The sequence below is a fragment of the Acinetobacter sp. KS-LM10 genome, assembly GCF_036896575.1.
Lineage (GTDB): Bacteria > Pseudomonadota > Gammaproteobacteria > Pseudomonadales > Moraxellaceae > Acinetobacter > Acinetobacter avistercoris.
In genome coordinates this window covers 3,365,973-3,389,097 of record NZ_CP145906.1, presented here as the reverse complement: position 1 = coordinate 3,389,097, position 23,125 = coordinate 3,365,973, and the positions used below count along the sequence as shown (strand labels likewise).

Below are 23,125 nucleotides of genomic sequence, written 5' to 3'. Positions count from 1 at the left end.
CGTATACACAATTAATGTTTATGCGGTAACTATCTCTGTTGCAGTTACTGTCTTTTTACCTGCGAATAGCTCTGTTGGTTGAACAATTTGATAGCTATACCGATCAGGGCGGATAACTAAGGCTTCAGCTTTTAATTTCTCTAAAAGGTTTGCTATTGATCCTGAATCATCACGAATTAGAATGAATTGATCAGGAACTTTCATATGCCTGCAGTCATTCTTTTCATTTAGTAAAGCAAGAAACTTTATAGGTACATTTTTAGGTACTAACTCTTCTATGGAGTCAAAATATCGCTGACTTGCCCAGCCAATTACAGCAAATCCATTCCCTAAATATTCATCTAATAACTGAGTGTTACCATGTAAGTCAGTAACTTTAGGCTGTGGAACTAATTGAGCATATTTATGCGGCCCATTATTGATAAACCATCCATTTTGGAAATGTGGTTTAGGTTTGAATTTGAGCTGTAAAATATAGTCTTTGAATGTAGGGACGAAACAAGCGGCCCTTAAACTATTTTGCATTAAGATGGCGCTAAATTTATTTTTAGGTTGCATAAAAGTGCCGATTTGCAATGCCATTTTAATAAGTGCTGCAGCATGCGGTTTACGTTCTGATTCATAAGAGTCAATTACGTTTTCATCGAGCCCCCAGTGTAAGACTCCGGCCAACTTCCATGCTAGGTTCGTCGCATCTCTTATTCCACTGTTTAAACCTTGTCCTGCAAAAGGAGGAGTGAGATGTGCTGCATCACCTGCTAATAGAATTCGATTTTTTTTCCAAGAAGAGGCAACACGAGCATGAAAGCCGTAAATAGCTTTGCGTACTAAGGGTAATCTTGAGTCTTCAGGAACCCTTGCACGTATCCAATTTCTAAAAACATCTTCACGCAATACATCCTGATCTTTATCAGTAGGATGTAACATAAACTCATATCTTAAAGTTCTATTTGGTCCTGGTAGGCGAATAGCAGGTCTTAAAGGATCACAGTAGGTTTTAGTGTGTTTTAAGCTACTTTTTCGATCAGCTAAATCAACAATCAGCCATTTTTGTGGATATGTTTGACCTTCTAAAACAACGTTTATTGAGTCACGAGTAAAACTTCTACCCCCATCACATCCTACAAGCCACTTAGCATGAATTTTAATTGATTCTTGATTCGTATTCTGAACTTCACAAATAACAGAATTACTAGTCTCTTGAATATCTATAAGTTGATGACCAAATTTAATAGATGCATTATTTTGGGTATTCAAATGATCAGCTAGAAGTTTAACTAAATCCGGCTGACGAAATGCATTACGTTTTGGATAACCATATTCTTCATTAGCAGGCATAATTTCTGCGAGCGGTTTATTATTCCAGTCGTAATACTGGACTCCATACCCCAAAACAATTTGTTCTGAGAATTTTTTAGCAAGACCTATTTGTTGTAAGCTTCTTAAACTTTCATCATCAATTGAGACTGCACGTGGTTCAACTTCATAGGAGGCATTTATTTCAATAACTATGGTCTTTACGCCATAAGATGCCAACATATTTGCCAACATCAATCCTACTGGTCCTGCACCGACTATTAAAACTTCGGTATTTATAGTTTCCATACTTTTACCTTTTACGAATATGTTGATTGATATTGAAAATTAACAGCGCATAATCGCAACGCCCCATTGATTGAGCGTTAGAGGGTGATGTTTCCAAATGCCAACTGGACGACCTGGTGAACATTGTTCAAGCTCTGCCGAAATTTCTCCCATATTTCCATCACTATCCTTAATCATGAAAAATGTATCATTGCCAGGACCATGGCGACCTATTCCCCATGCAAGTTCAATAGAGCATTTGGCCATATGATCTGCCCACGTCTTCATTTCTGTCCAATCACGCACCTCACAGGAAAAATGGTCAAAACGATTAATGGGTGATTTAAAAATTGCAAAAGAATGGTGCTCTTGGTCAGTTCTGATAAAAATAGCAGTAAGTTCTTGTTGCTCGTTATATACGCGATCAGAAATGGTAAATCCTAAAACATGCTCATAAAAATTACTGAGAGAGTCGATATCTACAGCACGTATTCCAAAATGTTGTAACCGAGGAGATTTATTGGGATGAGTTTTTTCATATTCATTAAAGCTAAAACCTACAATATGTCCTAGTGGATTATTAATAGTAAATTCATTATCAGAGATATTATTTATCTCAATTTTTTCCTTTAAATATGATTTATAGTTTTCAAAATCTCTATAATGATTAAAAATGTAATCCACTTGGACTAATTGCCCTGATTCTCCAGGAATAAATTCCAATAATACTTGTTCTTTCTGACATATAAAGTGATTATCTTGTTTTAAGAGATCAAGTTTGTAGGCTTGAGCATAAAATTCGGCAAGTTTCTCTGGAGTTGTTGAGCTTAAAGTAAGCTTCTTCAAACGTGCACCAATCTCTTTCATAAAAAGTTCCTTTTTAATCCAATGTTTTGTTTGCAGTGATTTTGAATGAAATATTTTCTACTTAAATTTTAATTCTTATATGTTGAGAAAAATGCTATAAAAAGTTTCCATAAATTTAGGTTAAAAAAATTTTTTTTAAAAAATTTTTTAAAAACAATAGTTTGTTTGTTTGTTTTGGTGTACTACTCATGACAAAGTTACATAATTTTTCAAAGTTGCTAGGTCTATTTAAAACTCGTACTTTTATAGATGTAGAAACAGTAAAAAAAGAACTAGGTTTATCTACTGCTTCTGCTTATAGGTATTTATCTGATTTCGAATCTATAGGGCTTCTAGAAAAGAAAACTCCATCTAATTATGTTCTTGGCTCTTTAATTATTGAGTTAGATCGTAATATTCGTGAAAATGATCCTTTAATTAAATCGGCTGAAAATTTAATGATGGAAATATCTAATTTATATAAGGATTCAGTAGTTGTTTTATCTCGGTTATATGGCGAGGATAAAGTACTTTGTGTACACCAGGTTAAAGGGGGTGACTGTGATTTTAATATAAGTTATGAAAGAGGGAAAACTATGGATATATTTAAAGGGGCTACATCTAAATCAATATTAGCGTGGTTAAATGATGATAAAATATGGGAGATATATAATAAGCACTCTATGGAAATTTTAAAAATTACAGAACATAAATCGTATGATAGTTTTTATAAATATTTAAGAGAAATAAGAAAAAATAAAGTCTGTATTACTTATAGCGAATTAGATATTGGTGTTTATGGTATTGCCTCACCAATCTTTTTTAAAAATAAATTAATGGGAAGTTTTAGTATAGTAGTTCCAGAAAAAAGTATAGATAATTTAAAAAAGATAAGTGACAAAATTCATAGAACTAGTTTGCAGATTTCTGGGAAAATAGAAAATCTAAATTTTTAGTTTAATGATAATAAAGGTAGCAAGCAGCTACCTTTATTTTGAATTTAGATATAATTAAGACGATTATCTTTCCAATAACAAGGCACTATATTTAAATTGTTTTCGTGTAATCTCGACCATAAACGAATTCCTAAATCTTGCTTCATTCTCTGTAATGTCAAATTAGAAATAAGCAACGTAGACTTCATATTGTCATAACGGCTATATAAAACTTTATGTACCATTTCTAAGCGCTTCTCATGGCGATCATGTAAGCCATACTCATCAATTACTAATAGATCAAAACTTGAGAAATGGTCGATTAATTCTTTTTCAGAATGAGACGAATCAGACCAGGTATCCATCATTTTTTGAGCAATTTCCGCACTGGTGAAATAGCGTGCAGATTTCACACTATTATGTAGGATGTTGCGAAGGATAGAGGCACTTAGATGGGTTTTACCTGTACCAGGTGTGCCGATAAGCAATAGATTGGGTGAATGACCAGAAATAATCTGTTGTGCAAAGGCTTGGCATAGTTTGATTGCATTGTCTTGTTCATGACATGTGATTACATAATTTTTAAAACCGCATTCTAGGTAGCGTTTATTAAGCCCTAAATTTCTGATTTTCTGGTGCAATAAGCGCTGTTTTAATTCGTCCTCATAAGCCATATGTGAATGATGGACGATTTCTTTAGCACACAATTTACAGAGCCTGTGACCAGCAATTTTTATCAGGGGGATATCATGGGTAGGGCAAAGCACTTCAGTTGCTTCTGCGTGAATCTGGAGCCTTTTAAGCATAGTATTCATGTTCGTTCCCCTAAATCCATTTTGAGTTTTCTAATAAAGCCTCATTTTTTTCTTCAAAATTTGAAGATGAAGATGAAGATGAAGATGAAGATGAAGATGAAGATGAAGATGAAGGGCATGGTTCAAGTATGGCTTGAGTAATGCTTAGGGTATCCTCAATAGATGCTGGAGCATTTTCTTGTGATTGGTGCGAGTGTGCTTGAGCATTGCTTGAAGATTTGTTCCAGCGTGCTTGAGCAGCATTTTTTGCTTTATTAGATTTGATTTGCTGGTTTTGTAATGCCTGATTTTTTAAATTAGTTAGGACTTACGCACTATTATTTATAGATTCTCTGTGGTAGCAGATGATTTTTATCGAGAATAAAGTCATCAATGAAGTTTTTGATAACTGGTCTAAATAATTTCTTCTGCCAACGATATACATTTTCAAAGATCCGCTCAAACTGGTTCTTTTGTATCTCAACGTAGGCCATCAAGGCTGAAAAAATATGATTCAAAATCAGTTTAGATCGTCTTACTTGAAACTTTTCAATATGACAAACCTGTTTAATCACCCGGTGATATTGCTCTATTTTCCAATGACTTGAATGTAATTCATGAAAACCCTCAAAGGACAATAAATCATCTTCATCTTGATGCACAATATAAAACCTCTGCTGTTCTTTTAACTGAACCGTACCGGGTTTGTCGGAGCCCAAACTTTCTGAGATGAGACGCATTGCTTCTCAAGACGTAGCGAAGCGTAGTGATCCGATGAAAAAAGTAAAATATACCCCCTGAAATCAGATAGAGCGGTTCAATTAGAACTAAACCCAACTATCGCAACACTGAGCTCTGGAGAATCTCGTCGTTTCTTAATTGCGTCGTAATGATGATTATCAAGATAAAATCAAAATATACAGATTTTTGTGTAAATCCTGAGTAGAATTCGACTTTTATTTTTTCTCCAGTAAAAAAGGCATGGCTTCTCACTATGCTGCTTTGCAAGGACGTTTTATGCTCGCGCTAGATATACAACATGTTCGAATGAAACAACACGCCACTGATAAGGCACAAGCGTTGCAATGTCTAGTCGATATCTTAGTCGAAGACCAATTGGTTACCCCTGATTATATTTATGGCTTGACCGCGCGCGAACAACAAAGTGCAACATATTTAGGGCAAGGAATTGCCATTCCGCATGGGACGCCTCAGTCTCGCCAATGTATTTTAAAAACTGGTATTCGTCTGGCGCACTTTCCTGAAGGAGTTGTTTGGGACGGTGAAAATAAAATTTATTTAGCAGTAGTGATTGCTGCGAAATCAGATGAGCATTTGCAAGTCTTACAAATTTTGACGCGGGCTTTAATTAATGATGTCGCTGATCAAGTGAAACAGGCTCAATCCGCAGAGCAAATTATTGCATTATTACAAGCCCAACCCGCATCTTTGGCATTGCATGAAAATTTAATCGCCACCCAAGTTCCCGCACTTGATGTAGAAGATTTAATTTGGCAGGCAACACAGCTGCTGAAAAAGCAAAAAATGGTGGAGTGTGGTTTTCTGTCGGGTTTAAAGCTAAACAGCATGATTCATTTAGGGGAGGGGGTCTGGTCGATCACTTCTAACCAGCATGTTTTGAGCCCAGCTGTAAGTTTGGTAAAAGCGGAACAGGTTTTAAGCCATCAGCAGGAAATGCTCAAGACTTTGGTGTGTATTGCCAGTAATGAGCAACTGGATATGCAACGGTTTCAACGGTTAATGGATATTTTGTTTGATACTGAACAAGTTCTTACCCTCAACCAAGAGCAAGATAGTCACCAGTTGGCGCAGTTAATTGGTGCTGAACTGATTCCTGATTGGCCATCTCGTCGTATTGTCTTAGCTAATGCTCATGGTCTACATGCGCGTCCTGCGACATACTTGGTCAATATGACCAAGAAATTTGCAGGGGATATTCTCATTGCTGTAGATGATGGGGCATACGTTTCGGCAAAAAGTTTAACCAAATTATTAGCCATGGGATGCCGTCGTGGTCAAACTCTGACTTTTATTGCACAACCTGATACCGATGCTGTAGCAGGCTTAGAACAGATTATTGATGCAGTTCAACAGGGCTTAGGAGAAGATGTTGAACCTGTTGATCTTGTATCTCATCAGCACAGCAGTAGTGACCCAGTCGTAAATACTTTGGAATTAATGCCTTTTGAATCACATGGCGATACGGGTAGCTGCGGTATTGCGGCATCAACTGGCCTTGCTTTTGGTCCTGCTCATGTGGTGAAGCCACGTGAATTTAGTTATGAACGTCGCGGACAGAGTTTTAAAGCTGAGAATGAAAAGCTTGAAATTGCGCTTCATCAGGTGAAAAATAGCTTACGTCAATTCATTGCACATACTGAATCTACTGCCATTAAGCAGATATTCATGGCACATTTGGAAATGCTGGATGATCCAGACCTCCTCCAAAGTGTACAACGCGGTTTAAAGCAAGGGTTGTCTGCTGCTGCAGCTTGGCATGATCATATTGAAGTGTCTGCTACCGCACAGGCTGCACTTAGCGATCGTTTACTGGCAGAGCGTGCGGCTGATTTAAGGGATATTGGTGAGCGTGTTTTGGCTGCTTTGTGTGGTGTGGCCGATGTCACAGAACCCGAGCAACCTTATATCTTAATTATGCATGATGTTGGTCCGAGTGATGTAGCGCGTCTGAATAAAGATCGTGTTGCAGGCATTTTGACCGCGGTTGGTGGAGCGAGTGCCCATAGTGCTATTGTGGCACGTGCTCTGGCTATTCCAGCAGTCGTAGGTGCTGGTGTAGCTGTTTTAAATATTGAGAACCATGCCACAGTGCTAATTAATGGGGATAGTGGTGAGTATGTGGTCTCACCCGAGCAAAATCAGATTGATCATGCCATTGCAGAGCGCCAACGCCAGCGTGAGTTGCGAGAACAAGCGGAACAGCATTGTTTAGAACCTGCCATCACACTGGATCAACATCAAGTTGAAATCGCAGCCAATATTGGCAAAGTGGGCGCTACGATACAGGCTGTGGCCGATGGGGCAGAAGCAATTGGTTTGCTACGCACAGAATTGGTCTTTATGTCACACAGCAGTGCGCCTGATGAGGCTACACAGGAAGCCGATTATCGGGTGGTGTTAGATGCTTTGGCGGGTCGTCCATTAGTGGTACGTACACTTGATGTGGGCGGGGACAAACCTTTGCCGTATTTGCCTATTGAAAAGGAAGAAAATCCATTCTTGGGCTTACGTGGTATTCGTCTGACTTTACGTAAGCCAGAGTTGTTACGTCAGCAATTGGTTGCTTTACTTAAAGCAGCGGATAATCGCCCATTAAGAATTATGTTTCCTATGATTGGGCGGGTTGAAGAATGGCGAGCAGCAAAAGCAATTTTGGATGAGGTTCGCATACAGCATCCATGTGAAAACTTACAAGTCGGTATTATGATTGAGGTTCCTGCGGCAGCATTGTTGGCTCCAATTCTTGCTCAAGAAGTTGATTTTTTTAGTATTGGAACCAATGACTTGACTCAATATACTCTGGCGATTGACCGTGGTCATCCACTGTTGTCTGCTGAAGCTGATGGCTTACATCCGAGTATTTTGCTATTGATTGATCAAACGGTTCGGGCAGCACATCAGTATGGTAAATGGGTGGGCATTTGTGGTGAATTGGCTGCTGATCCAAAAGCTGTGCCTGTATTGATAGGTTTGGGCGTGGATGAGTTGAGTATGTCGAGTACCAGTATTCCATTGGTGAAGGCGCAAATTCGTGGTTTGAACTATATAAATTGCCAACAGGTCGCACAGCAAGCCTTAAGTTGTGACAGTGCAACTGCCGTACGTGCATTGGTGGAGTAATTACCGAATGGCTAAGATATTAAGCATTACTCTGAATCCTGCAATTGACCTCACCGTGCAATTGGATCAACTAAAAGTTGGCGAGGTCAATCGTCAGTTAACGGCCCAAAGCCATGCAGCAGGTAAAGGCTTAAACGTGGCACAGGTCCTTAAGGATTTGGGTCATGAACTGATTGTGAGTGGCTTTTTGGGGCAAGAAAACCGTCAAATTTTTGACCATCATATCCAGCAAGAGCAATTTGATAACCAATTTATTTATGTTGCAGGTGAAACACGACAAAACATTAAAGTTGCAGAAGCTTCTGGTCAGATGACTGACATCAATGGCAAGGGCTTTTTTATAGATACCTCAGCAAAACAACAATTATGTGAACGCCTATCTCAACTGATTTTAGAGGTTGATGTGATTGTGATTGCAGGTAGTTTGCCACAAGGTTTTTCTGCAGAAGAGCTTTCAACACTGATTCTATTGTTACAGTCTGCTGGTAAAAAAGTCGCAGTAGATACCAGTGGTGTTGCATTGAAAGCAGCAATTGCTGCCCATCCTTGGTTGATTAAGCCTAATACAGATGAGTTGACGGAAACCTACCATTTGCCAGCAGAAACGTTTGCAGAACAGCAGCATCTTTTTGCCAGTTTAAATAGTCAGATCGAACATATTGTGGTCTCGATGGGTGAAAACGGGGTGAACTGGCTTCACCGCACTCAATCCCTGCATGCTACTGCACCGAAGGTCACCGTCCAAAGTACGGTGGGTGCGGGAGATTCCTTGCTGGCAGGTATGATTCATGGCTTGTTGAGTTCAGCTTCCCCAGAAGAAACATTGAAAACAGCAACCGCAATTGCGAGCAATGCTGTGACCCAAATTGGGTTTGCCCTTCCAGACTTTGCTGTTATTGAAGATTTGAAATCGCAAATCTCAGTCCAATCATTGAGTTAATACGATGCAAGAGATAAAACATATTTTATTTGTGCCACATAGTCCCGAGCAGCCGATTAATGCAGTGATTTTGGCAAAAAAACTCTCCAAAGCAGCAACAGCACTTGGCATTTCCAATGATGTGGCGACATCAGTCGAGCATCTCGATTTATCAAATGTTATTGATACGGTTGTTTTTGTTGGACAGAAGTCGGCAGATGCGGATCAACTGCGTGACAAGGTTGTGAAAGTCATTGGTTTGAATAATGCACAACACGATGCGATCATGCTTTTGCAACAAGTTCTTGAGCATTCAGATGCTTTAGATGAAACTATTGCAGCCAATGTAGGGGTTGCACGGTTTGTCGCCATTACAGCATGTCCAACTGGTGTTGCGCATACGTTTATGGCGGCCGAAGCCTTACAACAAGGTGCAGTAAAGCACGGTTATCAGATTGATGTTGAAACCCAAGGATCGGTTGGGGCTAAAAATGTTTTATTGGCAGAAAGTATTGCCAAAGCAGATGTGGTGATCTTAGCAACGGATATTGAGGTCAATACAGATCGCTTTGTAGGCAAACGTGTATATCGCTGCAGTACAGGATTTGCCCTTAAGCAAACGGATAAGACTTTTGCAAATGCAATTGCTGAGGCCAAAGTGCTTGAAACGGGTAAGCAAACAGCCACTAAAACAGAAAATGAAAACAAAGAAAAAACTGGAATTTATAAACACCTTTTAACAGGGGTGTCTTTCATGCTGCCGATGGTGGTGGCGGGCGGTTTGATCATTGCCATCTCGTTTATGTTTGGCCTCAATCCTGTTGAAGGAAGCTTTGCCGCATCCTTAAAGCAAATAGGTGCTGCAGCATTTACTCTTATGGTACCTATGCTGGCAGGTTATATTGCTTATTCTATTGCGGATCGTCCGGGTTTAACTCCAGGCTTGATTGGCGGTTTACTTGCAACACAATTAGAGGCAGGCTTTCTCGGTGGATTAGTTGCAGGTTTTATTGCAGGTTATATTGCGTTATTTTTATCGAAACAGCTTAAACTCCCAAGTAGCCTAGAAGCATTAAAACCAATTTTGATTATTCCACTATTAGCCAGTTTAGCTGTTGGTTTAATCATGATTTATGTGGTTGGACAGCCTGTTGCACAATTGTTTGAATTACTCACACACTTCCTTGCCAATATGGGGACGACCAATGCCATGATCATGGGGATTATCCTTGGGAGTATGATGTGTATTGATGTTGGGGGGCCAATTAATAAAGCAGCTTATGCCTTTACGGTAGGTTTACTGACGTCACAAACATACGGACCGATGGCGATTACTATGGCTGCGGGTATGGTGCCGCCATTGGGTATGGCAATTGCAACTTTTCTTGCAAAGCATAAATTTGCCAAACCTGAGCAAGATGCAGGGAAGGCTGCTGTAGTTCTGGGCCTATGTTTCATCTCGGAAGGGGCTATTCCGTTTGCTGCCAAAGACCCGATTCGAGTGCTTCCATGCGCGATCGCAGGTGGTGCTGTAACTGGGGCTTTGGTTGCATTATTTAAATGTGAACTAGTCACTCCTCATGGCGGTGTAATGGTACTGATCATTCCGAATGCGATGAATTATCCATTAAAATATTTATTGGCGATTGCGATTGGAAGTGTGGTGACTGGTGTAGCTTATGCCGTGATAAAACAACGGTTAGAATAAGCCCTTCATAGAAGCTTTGTGAAAGCTATTTAGTTGCAATAAATGAATAGTATGCCCAATCCTATTTTGGATCATTTGGAGAGTCTCTACTTGAATTTGTCCATGTAATAGATCATGAGCGATGTTGCTGAATAGGATTGCAACCTTACAAATCGAGCCAATATTCACCCCATCCATTGTAGGGTCTGTTGACATTTGTTGCTTAAAAAAATAGCGAGATAGTAAAATTAAATCGCCAAACCCAATTTTACTCTCGCTATGCCTCGTACAATGCTGAATGATCAACAATGGTCTAAGTTACTTTCTATTTTCCGAAATTTTGATATCTATTTCAAATCTAATTTGAGAAATTTTGTCGAAGCAATACTTTATAGAATAAGAACAGGCTGTCCTTGGCGTGATTTGCCTAAAGAATTTGGTTCGTATAACCCAATATTTAAAAAATATAATCGTTGGTGTAAAAATTATAAGTTAATGAAAGTATTTAAATTAATTTCTTAAAATGCTGATATGGAATGGGTTTTTATTGACGGTAGTCATGTTCGGGCACACCAACATTCTGCTGGAATAAAAGATCAGGATATTTCTAAAAGCATTGGTGGAAATAGTTCTAAAATACACTTAGCTGTTGATGCAGATGGCAATCCAATTGAAATTATTATCTCCGATGGAACGACACATGATGTCAAGATTGCTCCAAAAATGATTGAAAAACTGGATTTGAGTGAAACGGAAGTATGTTGTGCAGACAAAGGATATGACTCTGAATCATTAAGGGAACAAATATCTGCGAAAAAAACTAAAGCTAATATTCCAAGAAAATCAAATACACAGTCAAATAATGACCATATGGATTGGTATTTATATAAAATCAGACACTTAGTTGAGAATGCATTTTGTAGGTTAAAGCAGTTCAGAGGAATAGCAACACGATATGATAAGCTAAAGTGTAGCTATGAGGGTGCAGTTGCATTAGCTTGTGTATTTATTTGGCTACCTTTATCGGGTAAATTCTATACTTGAAATGTCAACAGACCCTAGAATAGAGCTGCATCTGACATTACATAAAATGTCAAAAATCACTAAAATTTCTCTTCAAACTTTACAGAAGCTAGAGCGATCAGATGCAAATCCAACCCTAGAAACAATGCTAAAACTTTTAAATCTATTTAGTTTAAAATTAACTGTCGTGAAGAAATGATAACTTTCATTTCAAAATAAGCCAGTTTGTATAAAAAAGAGACCTATTTCCAGGTCTCTTTTAATATTTTTAGATTGGATTTCGGGTCATTTCACCATTGATCAATCTTAAGAGATTGAGCGGATTCTCATCACGTAATGCTTCTGGTAATAAACTTTGCGGATAGTTTTGATAACATACAGGACGTAGATAACGTTCAATGGCCAATGTGCCAACAGACGTACCACGTGCATCCGACGTTGCCGGATATGGTCCTCCATGAACCATTGCATCACAGACTTCCACACCCGTTGGATAACCGTTTAATAATAACCGTCCTGCTTTTTCTTCCAATATCGGCACTACTGCTGAAAATTCAGTTAAATCGGCTTCATCTGCAATGAGGGATGCCGTCAATTGACCATTCATGCTACTGAGGGCTTGAATCAATTGGGCCTTGTCTTCAACTTCAATTACAATGGTCGTTGGACCAAAGATCTCTTCTTGTAACAATTGATCTGCTGCCAGCAGTAGCTGTACATCTGCTTTAAATAGCTGAGGCTGCGCCTGAGTTCCTTGTTGCTCGTGACCAGCTAAATGCTGAATGCCCTGATGTGCGGTTAGATGTTCGAGACCCGAGGCGTAACTTTTCAATGTCCCTGCATTTAGCATGGTCTGTGCAGGCTTACCATTCATGATATTTGTCAGTGTCTCAATCATCTGGCTATATTCAGCTGATTTAATCCCAATGATCAAACCGGGGCTAGTACAGAACTGACCACACCCCATTACTACAGAATCAGCCAAGTCCTGAGCAATTTGAGCACCACGGGTTTTAAGCGCGGCAGGCAGCATCAGCATGGGATTGATACTACTCATTTCTGCAAATACAGGAATGGGTTGTGGGCGGGAAGCCGCCATATCACACAATGCTCGACCACCTTTGAGTGAGCCTGTAAAACCGACAGCTTGAATCAGCGGATGTTTCACTAGCATTGCACCCACACCGTTACCATAGATCATGTTAAATACACCTTTCGGCATATTTGATTTTTCTACAGCATTTTCAATGGCTTGAGCCACTAAATCTGCCGTAGCCATATGGCCACTATGTGCTTTCACCACCACAGGGCAGCCAGCAGCTAAAGCAGAAGCGGTATCACCGCCCGCTGTTGAAAAGGCTAGCGGGAAGTTACTTGCACCAAAGACTGCAATCGGTCCTACCCCTATTTTAACTTGACGCAAATCAGCGCGAGGCATTGGCTGACGATCAGGCAATGCAGTATCAATACGTGCACCGAGGAAATCACCACGACGTAACACTTTGGCAAATAAACGCATTTGACCACTGGTTCGGCCTCTTTCACCTTGGAGACGAGCAATCGGCAAAGCTGTTTCTTGAGAAACAATCTCAAGGAAATCTGCTCCGAGGGCATCTAGTTCATCAGCAATGGTTTCAAGGAAGTGAGCTCGTTGTTCAGGTGAAGTGTGACGATAGCTTTTAAAAGCCTGGCTGGCTGCTTCACAGGCCTGATTCACTTCGCTTTCTGTAGCTTGATGAAATTCATAAGCTAAGGCTTCACCTGTCGTTGCATGAATACTGTGTAAGATTTCATGCCCTAATGCACTGCGTGAGCCAGCAATAAAGTTTTGTCCAATATTACTCATCTGGATTTTCCTAAATTTATGATTAGTGAGAATGCCGCGGTAGATTTTTTTCATTGATGACGCGCATATATAAAGTCGCTGGTTCTAAACAACCACCTGTAGAGAGTTGTCCTACCATCTTGCGGTATATTTCTTGCCAAGGCGTTTGAGAAGCGGGGAAGTTCGGTTTCCATTGTGTACGACGATGTTCTAATTCTTCATCTGAAATAAGAACATTGACAGAGCGTTTATTTAAATCAATTCTTAAACGATCATTTGTCTTTAGCAATGCGATACCACCGCCAACGGCTGCTTCAGGCGACATATTTAAAATAGAAGGACTTGCTGAGGTACCACTTTGACGGCCATCCCCTAAGCAAGGTAAAGAGTCGATCCCTTTTTTAATTAACTCTACTGGAGGTGCCATATTGACGACTTCTGCACTCCCTGGATACCCCACCGTTCCTGCACCACGAATCACTAAAATACAATGTTCATCAATATTAAGTTCAGGGTCATTAATACGCGCATGATAATCTTCAGGACCTTCAAAGACGATTGCTCGAGCTTCGAAACTATTTTCTTCCTCAGGGTTAGATAAATAGGTTTTTCTAAACGCTTCACCGACCACTGACATTTTCATAATAGCGCTATCAAAGAAATTACCACTCAGGACAATAAAACCAGCCCCATGTTTAAGTGGGTTTTCATAAGAGAAAATAACATCGGCATTCGAGGTTTGAGATTGCTGTGCAATTTCTCCCATCGTTTTTCCACTAACAGATGCACAATCCTCATGTAGGACACCTGCTTTTTGTAATTCATACATCACGGCAGGAACACCACCCGCTCTATGGAATCCTTCACCTAAATATTTACCTGCAGGCATACAGTTGACAATAAGGGGGACATTTTCGCCGACACGTTGCCAATCATTTAATGTAAGTTCGATACCCATATGACGTGCAATAGCAATTAAGTGTGGAGGACAATTACTAGATGCCCCCAAAGCCGATGCAACTGCAATCGCATTTTCGAAGGATTTTTTGGTCATGATCTTAGAGGGTTTTAAGCCATCGATAACCATTTGGCAAATCCGCTTTCCTGTTGTATATGCCATTTGACCACGTTCACGATAAGGCGCAGGAATACTGGCACACGTCGGTAAAGACATTCCTAAAGCTTCGGCTAAAGCATTCATTGAAAGTGCTGTGCCCATGGTATTGCAATGACCAACAGATGGAGATGCTGACGTGGTCATTTCCATGAAGCCTTCATAATCAATTTCGCCTGAGGCCAGTAGATTACGAGCATGCCAGATAACTGTACCTGAACCAATCAAATCACCTTTATAGTGACCATCGAGCATTGGTCCACCTGATAAAACGATGGCAGGTAAATCAGTGGTCGCTGCAGCCATTAAGCAAGCGGGCGTAGTCTTGTCGCAACCAGTCGTTAATACAACTCCATCAAGAGGATATCCATGCAGAATCTCAACTAAACCTAAATACGCTAAATTACGATCTAAGGCAGCGGTAGGGCGACGTGATTGTTCTGCAATTGGATGAACTGGGAATTCCATAGGAATACCACCAGCATCCCGAATACCTGCTTTAACGCGCTCAGCCAATTCTTTATGATGTCGGTTGCATGGAGTTAAATCACTACCTGTTTGCGCAATACCAATGATCGGGCGGCCGGATTGAAGCTCTTCACGTGTTAAGCCATAATTCATATAGCGTTCTACATATAAGGCGGTCATGTCTGCATGTTCTGGATTATCAAACCATTCTTGGCTACGTAAAAAAATCCGTTTATTCTGATCATTCATTTCCAGATCCTTACTTCTTCAATATTGTGCAAATAATTGGTATTTAAAATATTTATTACATGGAGTTTGAGACTAAGACCCTAAAAGATAAGTTTGGAAAATACAACTACACTTATAGGTAGTACGTGAAATTTACAGTAATTCACGCTGTTTTAAATTACGAATTAATGAAGTAATACCAAAACTCCATGGGTTTGCTTTATCGCTTGTAGTAACAGTATTAAATAATGTGCCTAGTTTAGGCGTATGAATTCGTACCACATCACCTATTTTATGAGTAAAACCTTCACCCGGTTTTTCACGATCTTGAGTCGGTGCGAAAAGAGTGCCTAGAAAAAGGACGAAACCATCTGGATATTGATGATTTTCATTTAAAGTCTGCTGGGCTAAATCTTCTGGATCACGACTAATTTGGGACATTGAACTTAGACCCTTAAGTACAAAATCATCTGTGCCTTGAATTTCTAACTCTACATCGCATGCGCGAATGTCATCTAAATTAAAAGTTTTATCAAATAAACGAATAAAAGGGCCAATTGCACATGAGGCGTTATTGTCTTTAGCTTTACTCAGTAGCAGAGCACTACGGCCTTCAAAATCTCGAAGATTAACGTCATTACCTAAAGTAGCACCTAATATTTTCCCCTGACTATTAGCGACTAAAACTACTTCTGGTTCAGGATTATTCCATGCTGATTTTGGATGAATACCAATATTCTGGCCTGAGCCAACAGCAGCTAAAACAGGAGCTTTAGTAAAAATTTCAGCATCAATACCAATACCGACTTCAAGATATTGAGACCACATATTTTGTTCAATTAAATATTGTTTTAATTCGAGTGCTTTTTCAGAACCTGGCTGAATCGTTTTAAGACTGTCGCCAATGACGCTTTGAACTACTTCACGAATGTTTTGTGCTTTTTGTGCATCACCAGTAGCTTGTTCTTCAATTACACGCTCAAGCATACTTGCGGCAAAAGTTACACCTGCGGCTTTAATGACTTGAAGATCAATAGGCGTTAAGAAATAAGCTTTGCTCTGATCTGGTACTGCTTGAGTATTTTCAAAAATCTCATCAATAGATCCGACCAACTGCCCTTCAATCTGTGATAGAACCTGAGCAGGTTGATCAATTTCTAATAATTCAGAAATAGTACTGAATTGAGATGAAATATCAAAAACTTGATTACCTTTTAAAAGAACAGGCGAGGGACCAGCGATATTATTAGGTATCCACGCACGACCAATTAAACATCCTTCTGTGCCATCTAGAGGTAGTGAATTAGTCGAAGTCAGTGTTACTTTCATGTCAATCATCCTTGTTATATTTAAAATTATGATAGGATTCCTGATCAATAAGTACCAATGATAATAATTTAATTATCAATAATATTTAGTTATCAAAAAAAGGATTTTTAAATGGCAGAATTGAGTTGTTCGAGTTTTAATAATTGGTTTAAATATAGACACTTAGTGTTGTTGGAAACATTGGCAAGAACCAATAATATGCATTTAGCTGCTGAACAGATGAATTTAAGTCAGCCTGCTATCAGTAAAATGCTTAAAGAAATTGAAAATTTATTAGGTTTTGCTGTTTTTGAGAGATTACCGAGAAGTATGCCTGTAACAGCTTTAGGACAACATGTGATTCGCTATTCACAACGCGTGCTGAATGATGCACAACACTTTGTTGAAGATATTGAAATGTTACGATTAGGTGGACATGGATTTTTAAAAGTAGGAGGGATTTTTGCTGCCACTGCGATGGTGATTCCTAACGCTGTTATTGAAATAAAAAAACAGTGGCCACTGCTTTCGATTGATGTAGTAGAACAGACGAGTGATCATCTAATGGAAATGCTCAGTGAGCATACTTTAGACTTAGCAATAGGACGTTTTACTCAAACCACGCAAAGTCAATATTTTGATTTTCAAGCTTTGGGCCCAGAACCTTTTTGTATTGTAGTGAATAGTGAGCATGCATGTGCACAGCAGAAGTTTTATCCTTTGGAAGAGCTATTGGAATGGCCGTGGGTGTTGTATCCAAAAGGCACACCAATTCGAGAAAGAATGGAGGCAGCATTTGCGCAGGCAAATGTAAAAACGCCTTTAAATACAGTCAATACGATGTCCATGCAAACGTTCTTAAAAATGCTCAGTGACGGACCCATGATTGCGATGTTGCCTGAAGCCATGGTGAGCCGACAAGTAAAAGATGGCCAATTATGTGTTGTTGAAACTGATTTGATTCTAGATGCACAGGATTATGGAATATTGACCCGTAAATGCGAACCTATTTCAGATATTGCTCAGAATTTTGTGAGTATATTACTCAAAAACACTAAATGAGGTTCAATATATATGATGTATTTTATAATTATAAATACATCATATATCGTTTTATTTTTAGCCCTTAAATCGCGTCTCGGCTACACCAGTAATACCTAAGCCATAAATCGCAAATACACTGCCTCGGAGTTGGTTATCTCCGGGGAAACGTGGCAATGGTGGCTGTGACATAGAGGTAACGAAAAGCACATCTAAATTTTTCCCACCAAATGCCAGACTTGTGACTTTTTTAACGGGCATTTCAATAATACGATCGATTATGCCATTTGGTGTGTAACGAACCAGTTGTCCTGAATAGACTTTGGCACTCCAAACATAACCTTCGCTATCGACCGTTGAGCCATCTGCAGAGCCGCCATCTTGCATATCAATGTTACAAAAAACTTGCTTGTTGGATAGACCTGCATTTGAACTATCGTAGTCGTATGACCAAATTTCACCTTGCCAAGTGTCGGCAAAATAAAATTTATCTCCATGAGGACTCCAACAAACACCATTGGAGGTATTGATATTGTCTTCGAGTTTTTGAATAGAAAGATCTGTATTTAAACGATATAAAGATGCAGTTTTAGCTTCTTCCAAACGATTCATTGATCCAAAAATAAAACGCCCTTGACGGTCTACGCCACCATCATTTAAACGGTTAAAAGGCATATCTGGTTCAGGATTTACAATGAACTTTAAATCACCTGTGTCGAAATCTAAACTATAAACACCATCTTCAAGCGCAACGATCGCACCATTGTGATGCTCACGCAGTGCATAAGACCCAACCTTTTGGAAAGTTTCCCACGCCCTTAAATTGCCACCTTGCTCATCACAGCAAAATAAACGGCCGTCCACAATATCGATCCAAAACAAGCTTTGACGAATCGGATCCCAAGTCGGGACTTCACCTAAACGTGTTTTGATATCTACAAATACTTTAATTTCCATTTATATTGTCCTGAAAAATACATCCATTTATTAAGGCAGTTGATTTTAATGAATAATCACGCATTTTTTTATTAAATTAAAACGGAATAGCGTTTATTACCAATGATTAAAAATCACTATTTGATAAGTAAGGGTTATTGGCAAGAGATTATAGAGATATACACATAAAAAAATAGTATACGAATGAATCATATACATCATAAATCGCTAGAGAAATCTGAATAGAATTAATAATTGATGTTAAAAAGTTATCGATATTTAGGAATAATTCATTGGTAATTATTGATCTTCCTGCTTAATTTGGCTTTAACGGCGATTGGATTCGTCAAAGTAAATAAATAGCGGGAAGGAGCACCCATGAATATCCTGATTACTGGCGGTACTGGTTTTATTGGCAAGCAAATCGCAATTAAAATTTTAGAATTAGGTACAATCTCATTCGACGGTCAAGCTGCTCAAACGATTGATAAGGTTATATTGTTTGATGCATTTGCAGGTGAAGAGCTTCCGCAAGACCCTAAAATCCAAGTGATTACTGGCGACATAACTGATAAGAGTTTAGTAGAGAAAATCACAGAAAATATCGATGTGGTTTGGCATTTGGCGGCTGTCGTAAGTTCCGCAGCTGAAGCTGATTTTGATTTAGGTATGAATGTTAATTTATACGGACTACTGACTTTACTTGAAGCTTTGAGAAAACATGGCTCAAAACCACGGGTTATTTTCGCCAGTGGCTGTGCGGTATTTGGGGGAGAATTACCAGACGTAGTCACAGATCAAACTGTAGTGACCCCTAAATCTTCATACGGGATGCAAAAAGCCATAGGTGAATTACTGGTATCAGATTATTCACGTAAAGGTTTTATTGATGGGCGTGTATTACGACTTCCGACGATTGTTGTTCGCCCGGGTAAACCAAATAAAGCAGCATCTACATTCTTTAGTTCGATTATTCGTGAACCGCTAAAAGGCGAATCTGCTATCTGCCCAGTTCAAGCAGATACGCCAGTATTTATTACCTCACCACGTCGTTGTGTTGAATCAATGATTCAGGCAGCAACGCTTTCCCCAAATCAATTAGCGGATAATCGAATTATTCCCTTACCCGGTTTAACCGTGACTGTTCAGCAAATGCTGGACGCATTGGAAAAAGTTGCAGGGAAATCCGCAGTAGATTTGGTGCAATGGCAAGAAGACAAAACCATTCAACGCATTGTGCAAAGCTGGCCTGTGCAAGTCAAAGCAGAATATGCCGAATCGCTCGGATTTAAAGCAGATGAAAATTTTGAAAGTATTATTCAGGCTCATATTGAAGACACCCAGAAATAATGGCTGAGATAGCTGACTAAAGTGAGACAATATTATGGAAGATATTAAACCGATATCTGCTTTGGAAGAGCAGACCGTTAAACGTATTTCAAAAAGAATTATTCCTTTTTTAATTATTTTATTTGTAATGGCATTTTTAGACAGAACCAATATTGGTTTTGCTGCCTTACATATGAATGAGGCGATAGGAATCACTCAAACTATTTTTGGTTTGGGTGCGGGTATTTTTTTCTTGGGGTATTTTATTGCAGAAGTACCTAGTAATATTTTGCTTCATCGTTTCGGTGCCCGTATTTGGATTGCACGGATCATGATTACTTGGGGAATTATTGCTGCATTGATGGGTTTTATTCAAACTGGAACCCAGTTTATTGTTTTACGGTTTCTATTAGGTATTGCAGAAGCTGGCTTTTTCCCAGGTGTGATCTTCTATCTTACATTATGGTTTCCTGTACGCTACCGTGCACGTGTGTTCGCAATGTTTTATTTAGGGTTGCCAATTGCGCAAATTATTGGTGCACCTGTTTCAGTAGGATTAATGCAATGGGGCAATACCATTGGTTATGAAGGCTGGCGTTTGATGTATATTCTAGAAGGCATTCCATCCATTATTCTAGGCATTGTTTGTCTTAAATATTTAACCAATACGCCTAAAGAAGCTCAGTGGCTAACAGGTGAGCAGCGCACATGGTTAATGAATACTTTGGAAAAAGAAGAAAGTGAAAAAGCGAAATCTGCTGATGCAAATTTGAGTAAAAGTGCGGTTATTAAACAGGTATTTAAAAATCCCTTGGTTTGGATCATGGCACTGGTTTATTTCGGTATTACCTCAGGCTCAAATGCGATGTTCTTTTTCTTACCGAGCGTTTTAGAGTCCTTTCGTAATACTTTTGGAATGGAAATCAGCTTAATTCAAAATGGTATGTTAACGGCTATCCCTTATGCATTTGCTGCAGTAGGCATGATCTTATGGAGTCGCCGTTCTGATCGTAAACAAGAGCGTTATTGGCATGGTGCAAGTGCAGCATTGATGGCCGCAATTGCGATCGCCATTGCACTGATTGTGAATCAACCTTGGGCAATTATTGTGGGCTTTATCTTCTTAGCCATTGGTGTATTTAGTGCCATTAACATTTTCTGGACTTTACCGGGTCAAACCCTAACAGGTGTCGGTGCTGCTGCAGGGATTGGACTGATCAACTCTGTGGGTAATTTAAGTGGTTTTACTGGACCTTATTTAACAGGCTATCTTTATACCACGACAGGTAATTATACCGTTGCCTTTATGGTCATAGCAGGCTTTGTTGCAATGGGTGGGCTTGGTTTAATTTTATTGGCAAAGTTAAAGTCGGATTCGCTGAAGAAAGAGTCAGGTGTTCTGCATAAGAATATAGTCTCGGAGTTAAAATAATGGCGAATATTGGCTTTGTCGGTACGGGAATTATGGGTTCACCAATGGTGGCGAACCTACTCAAAGCGGGTCATCAAGTCCAAGTTTGGAACAGAACGCCAGCTAAACTTAGTGATTTAGTCAAGCTGGGTGCCACAGCTTGCCAGGAGTTAAATCAAGTTGCCGTAGATGTGGAGTTCCTGATTTGTATGCTCAGTGATGGACAGACCTGCAATGAGGTTTTGTTTCAAGACCAAGGTGCGGTCGCCAAATTAAAACAAGGCGCTACAGTCATTGTTATGAGTTCTATTCCGGTAGAAACGGCAAAGGCGCAAAATGAAAAATGTCAGTCACTGGGCTTTAAGTATTTGGATGCACCTGTGTCAGGGGGAGAAAAAGGCGCAATTCATGCCAATCTCGCCATTATGGTCGGTGGAGAAGAAGCGGTCTTTGAACAGGCAAAATCAATTTTTTCTGCCATGGGTCGACCTGTTTTAGTCGGTGGCGCAGGCTGTGGAGAATTGGCAAAACTGGTCAATCAAATGATTGTTGCCAGTACGATTGCCACGGTGAGTGAAGGTTTATTACTTGCTGAACAAGGTGGGGCCGATCCCTTTAAAGTCAGAGAAGCACTTTCAGGTGGTTTTGCAGATTCACCCATTTTACAGCAGCATGGTGAAAGAATGCTGCAAAATCAGTTTAAACCTGGTGGCACTGCAAAAACGCAATTGAAAGATATCCACACAGCCACGGCGTATGCTGAAAGTTTAGGCTTGAGTTTGCCTGTTGCACAATTGGTCGATCAACTTTTTGAAAATATGGTTAATGCAGGTGATGGTGATTTAGATCATTCTGCTCTGATTCGTGAATTGAAAAGAATGAATCATTTAGAGAACGAACATTAAAGATGTTCAACTTCCAAAATATCTCAGATAAATACGGGTAAATGACCTATTCATTTTCTATATTACTGGCTTTTAAACAGCCAGTATTTTTATTTAAATCAACGGTGGTGTTTAAAAAAGTATGCTGACATTAAATGAAGTCATTATTGATATAAAAGAAGGTTAAGTCGAAGGCTTTAAAATGGTTTTCAAGCTTTTTCGAAAAATTACAGCTTCTTCTAAAGCCACGCCTAATTCGATGCCTTATTTTACAATTATTGCCTTCAATACCCACAGTAAAAAACTTACCAATACTTTGCTTGCAGTTTTTAAAAGCAGTGATGAAACTGTCCCAATCATCACTTGCAATTCGAGTGTAGTGAACACCTAATTGTTTAAGCTTTGCCTTCAGCAGTTGGACTGTAGCTAAATCTCTTTTACCCCAAACATAAGCAATAATCTCACCTGTTTCTCGATGGTAGGCGTAAATAAGCCATTGTTTATTATTTTTATTTCCTACAAAGGTTCAGAATTCATCCACTTCGATAGATTCGTAATCACTTTGTTTAGGCTGAATTTGATATGTTGATTCACTTAAAGTGCGTAAAACTTTACCGATACTGATACGCTCAACTTCAGCAATATCTCGTATACCGCTGCCTCTGACCATTAACTGTAATATTTTACGAGTAATACCTGAATTACACCCTTGATAGCTGAGTGCATGGTCACCAATAAACTGACGTTTACAGTCTTTGCACTGATAGTTTTGTTTCCCATCTACCTTGATGCCATTTTTCTTTATACTCTCACTGAGGCAGGTTGGACATTTGATTTCTAGAGTTATTCACATTTCCCTATTTTATCAAAATCCAACCTGCTTTTTTTCAGCATACTTTTTTAAACACCAC

15 protein-coding genes and 5 pseudogenes are annotated in these 23,125 nt (G+C 39.3%); 10 read left to right on the top strand and 10 right to left on the bottom strand.

Translation table 11 applies throughout. The features are described from left to right. Positions 1–18: 18 nt before the first annotated feature. Positions 19–1,605, bottom strand: a complete 1,587-nt coding sequence (locus V5M36_RS15335) for a bifunctional 3-(3-hydroxy-phenyl)propionate/3-hydroxycinnamic acid hydroxylase (protein WP_338560546.1) — start codon at positions 1,603–1,605, stop codon at positions 19–21. A 39-nt stretch (positions 1,606–1,644) separates the two neighbouring features. Then, positions 1,645–2,451, bottom strand: coding sequence for a VOC family protein (locus V5M36_RS15330; RefSeq protein WP_338560544.1), 807 nt, complete (start codon positions 2,449–2,451; stop codon positions 1,645–1,647). Positions 2,452–2,639: 188 nt separating this feature from the next. On the opposite strand from V5M36_RS15330, the gene V5M36_RS15325 reads away from it, so the two are divergent. Beyond that, complete coding sequence (locus tag V5M36_RS15325) at positions 2,640–3,386, top strand: IclR family transcriptional regulator (RefSeq protein ID WP_338560542.1); 747 nt, start codon at positions 2,640–2,642, stop codon at positions 3,384–3,386. Between the two features lie 44 nt (positions 3,387–3,430). On the opposite strand, the gene V5M36_RS15320 is transcribed toward V5M36_RS15325, so the two are convergent. The 3 genes and pseudogenes from V5M36_RS15320 to V5M36_RS15310 form a co-directional block, all read right to left on the bottom strand. Continuing rightward, positions 3,431–4,180: an ATP-binding protein gene (locus tag V5M36_RS15320; RefSeq protein WP_338560540.1), complete on the bottom strand. Its 750-nt coding sequence runs from the start codon at positions 4,178–4,180 to the stop codon at positions 3,431–3,433. Positions 4,181–4,190: 10 nt separating this feature from the next. Continuing rightward, positions 4,191–4,484, bottom strand: a pseudogene (locus tag V5M36_RS15315) (DUF1376 domain-containing protein); the annotation flags it as partial. A gap of 13 nt (positions 4,485–4,497) precedes the next feature. Beyond that, positions 4,498–4,851, bottom strand: a pseudogene (locus V5M36_RS15310) (transposase); the annotation flags it as partial. A gap of 325 nt (positions 4,852–5,176) precedes the next feature. On the opposite strand from V5M36_RS15310, the gene ptsP reads away from it, so the two are divergent. The 5 genes and pseudogenes from ptsP to V5M36_RS15285 all read left to right on the top strand — a co-directional run. Beyond that, complete coding sequence (ptsP, locus tag V5M36_RS15305; protein WP_338564263.1) at positions 5,177–8,041, top strand: phosphoenolpyruvate--protein phosphotransferase; 2,865 nt, start codon at positions 5,177–5,179, stop codon at positions 8,039–8,041. 7 nt (positions 8,042–8,048) lie between these two features. After that, a complete protein-coding gene (pfkB, locus tag V5M36_RS15300; RefSeq protein ID WP_338560537.1) occupies positions 8,049–8,981 on the top strand; it encodes a 1-phosphofructokinase in 933 nt (310 codons plus the stop codon). 4 nt (positions 8,982–8,985) lie between these two features. After that, a complete protein-coding gene (locus V5M36_RS15295; protein WP_338560534.1) occupies positions 8,986–10,668 on the top strand; it encodes a fructose-specific PTS transporter subunit EIIC in 1,683 nt (560 codons plus the stop codon). A gap of 258 nt (positions 10,669–10,926) precedes the next feature. Continuing rightward, a pseudogene (locus tag V5M36_RS15290) lies at positions 10,927–11,691 on the top strand (IS5 family transposase). A 16-nt stretch (positions 11,692–11,707) separates the two neighbouring features. Then, positions 11,708–11,869 (top strand): annotated as a pseudogene (locus V5M36_RS15285) (helix-turn-helix domain-containing protein); the annotation flags it as partial. Positions 11,870–11,938: 69 nt separating this feature from the next. Here the strand turns inward: V5M36_RS15285 and V5M36_RS15280 are convergent. The 3 genes from V5M36_RS15280 to V5M36_RS15270 form a co-directional block, all read right to left on the bottom strand. Continuing rightward, positions 11,939–13,516 carry an aldehyde dehydrogenase (NADP(+)) gene (locus tag V5M36_RS15280; RefSeq protein ID WP_338560532.1) on the bottom strand — a complete coding sequence of 526 codons (1,578 nt, stop codon included), beginning with the start codon at positions 13,514–13,516 and terminating at the stop codon, positions 11,939–11,941. A 22-nt stretch (positions 13,517–13,538) separates the two neighbouring features. Then, positions 13,539–15,326 (bottom strand): IlvD/Edd family dehydratase, encoded by a 1,788-nt coding sequence (locus V5M36_RS15275; RefSeq protein WP_338560530.1) that lies wholly within the window; start codon positions 15,324–15,326, stop codon positions 13,539–13,541. 132 nt (positions 15,327–15,458) lie between these two features. Further along, positions 15,459–16,634: a fumarylacetoacetate hydrolase family protein gene (locus V5M36_RS15270; protein WP_338560529.1), complete on the bottom strand. Its 1,176-nt coding sequence runs from the start codon at positions 16,632–16,634 to the stop codon at positions 15,459–15,461. Positions 16,635–16,745: 111 nt separating this feature from the next. Between V5M36_RS15270 and V5M36_RS15265 the strand changes: the two genes are divergently transcribed. Next, positions 16,746–17,675, top strand: coding sequence for a LysR family transcriptional regulator (locus tag V5M36_RS15265; protein WP_338560527.1), 930 nt, complete (start codon positions 16,746–16,748; stop codon positions 17,673–17,675). A gap of 57 nt (positions 17,676–17,732) precedes the next feature. On the opposite strand, the gene V5M36_RS15260 is transcribed toward V5M36_RS15265, so the two are convergent. Next, positions 17,733–18,611, bottom strand: a complete 879-nt coding sequence (locus V5M36_RS15260) for an SMP-30/gluconolactonase/LRE family protein (protein ID WP_338560525.1) — start codon at positions 18,609–18,611, stop codon at positions 17,733–17,735. A gap of 357 nt (positions 18,612–18,968) precedes the next feature. Here V5M36_RS15260 and denD point away from each other — a divergent pair, with 357 nt between their 5' ends. Genes denD through V5M36_RS15245 form a run of 3 tightly spaced genes read left to right on the top strand, consistent with a single transcriptional unit; the run spans position 18,969 to position 22,235 of the window. Then, positions 18,969–19,940 (top strand): D-erythronate dehydrogenase, encoded by a 972-nt coding sequence (gene denD / locus V5M36_RS15255; RefSeq protein WP_131319429.1) that lies wholly within the window; start codon positions 18,969–18,971, stop codon positions 19,938–19,940. Between the two features lie 34 nt (positions 19,941–19,974). After that, positions 19,975–21,351, top strand: coding sequence for an MFS transporter (locus V5M36_RS15250; RefSeq protein ID WP_131319431.1), 1,377 nt, complete (start codon positions 19,975–19,977; stop codon positions 21,349–21,351). After that, on the top strand, positions 21,351–22,235 hold the full coding sequence (locus V5M36_RS15245) for an NAD(P)-dependent oxidoreductase (RefSeq protein WP_338560521.1): 885 nt from the start codon (positions 21,351–21,353) through the stop codon (positions 22,233–22,235). The genes V5M36_RS15250 and V5M36_RS15245 overlap by 1 nt, the downstream gene beginning before the upstream one ends. 130 nt (positions 22,236–22,365) lie before the next feature. Here V5M36_RS15245 and V5M36_RS15240 read toward each other — a convergent pair. Beyond that, positions 22,366–23,061, bottom strand: a pseudogene (locus V5M36_RS15240) (IS1 family transposase). Positions 23,062–23,125: the final 64 nt, after the last annotated feature.

Coding starts and splice junctions, on each gene's coding strand:
- V5M36_RS15265 (WP_338560527.1), top strand. CDS start 16,746: ATGGCAGAATTGAGTTGTTCGAGTTTTAATAATTGGTTTAAATATAGA.
- denD (WP_131319429.1), top strand. CDS start 18,969: ATGAATATCCTGATTACTGGCGGTACTGGTTTTATTGGCAAGCAAATC.
- V5M36_RS15245 (WP_338560521.1), top strand. CDS start 21,351: ATGGCGAATATTGGCTTTGTCGGTACGGGAATTATGGGTTCACCAATG.
- V5M36_RS15275 (WP_338560530.1), bottom strand. CDS start 15,326: ATGAATGATCAGAATAAACGGATTTTTTTACGTAGCCAAGAATGGTTT.
- ptsP (WP_338564263.1), top strand. CDS start 5,177: ATGCTCGCGCTAGATATACAACATGTTCGAATGAAACAACACGCCACT.
- V5M36_RS15250 (WP_131319431.1), top strand. CDS start 19,975: ATGGAAGATATTAAACCGATATCTGCTTTGGAAGAGCAGACCGTTAAA.
- V5M36_RS15320 (WP_338560540.1), bottom strand. CDS start 4,180: ATGAATACTATGCTTAAAAGGCTCCAGATTCACGCAGAAGCAACTGAA.
- V5M36_RS15330 (WP_338560544.1), bottom strand. CDS start 2,451: ATGAAAGAGATTGGTGCACGTTTGAAGAAGCTTACTTTAAGCTCAACA.
- V5M36_RS15325 (WP_338560542.1), top strand. CDS start 2,640: ATGACAAAGTTACATAATTTTTCAAAGTTGCTAGGTCTATTTAAAACT.
- V5M36_RS15280 (WP_338560532.1), bottom strand. CDS start 13,516: ATGAGTAATATTGGACAAAACTTTATTGCTGGCTCACGCAGTGCATTA.
- V5M36_RS15270 (WP_338560529.1), bottom strand. CDS start 16,634: ATGAAAGTAACACTGACTTCGACTAATTCACTACCTCTAGATGGCACA.
- pfkB (WP_338560537.1), top strand. CDS start 8,049: ATGGCTAAGATATTAAGCATTACTCTGAATCCTGCAATTGACCTCACC.
- V5M36_RS15260 (WP_338560525.1), bottom strand. CDS start 18,611: ATGGAAATTAAAGTATTTGTAGATATCAAAACACGTTTAGGTGAAGTC.
- V5M36_RS15335 (WP_338560546.1), bottom strand. CDS start 1,605: ATGGAAACTATAAATACCGAAGTTTTAATAGTCGGTGCAGGACCAGTA.
- V5M36_RS15295 (WP_338560534.1), top strand. CDS start 8,986: ATGCAAGAGATAAAACATATTTTATTTGTGCCACATAGTCCCGAGCAG.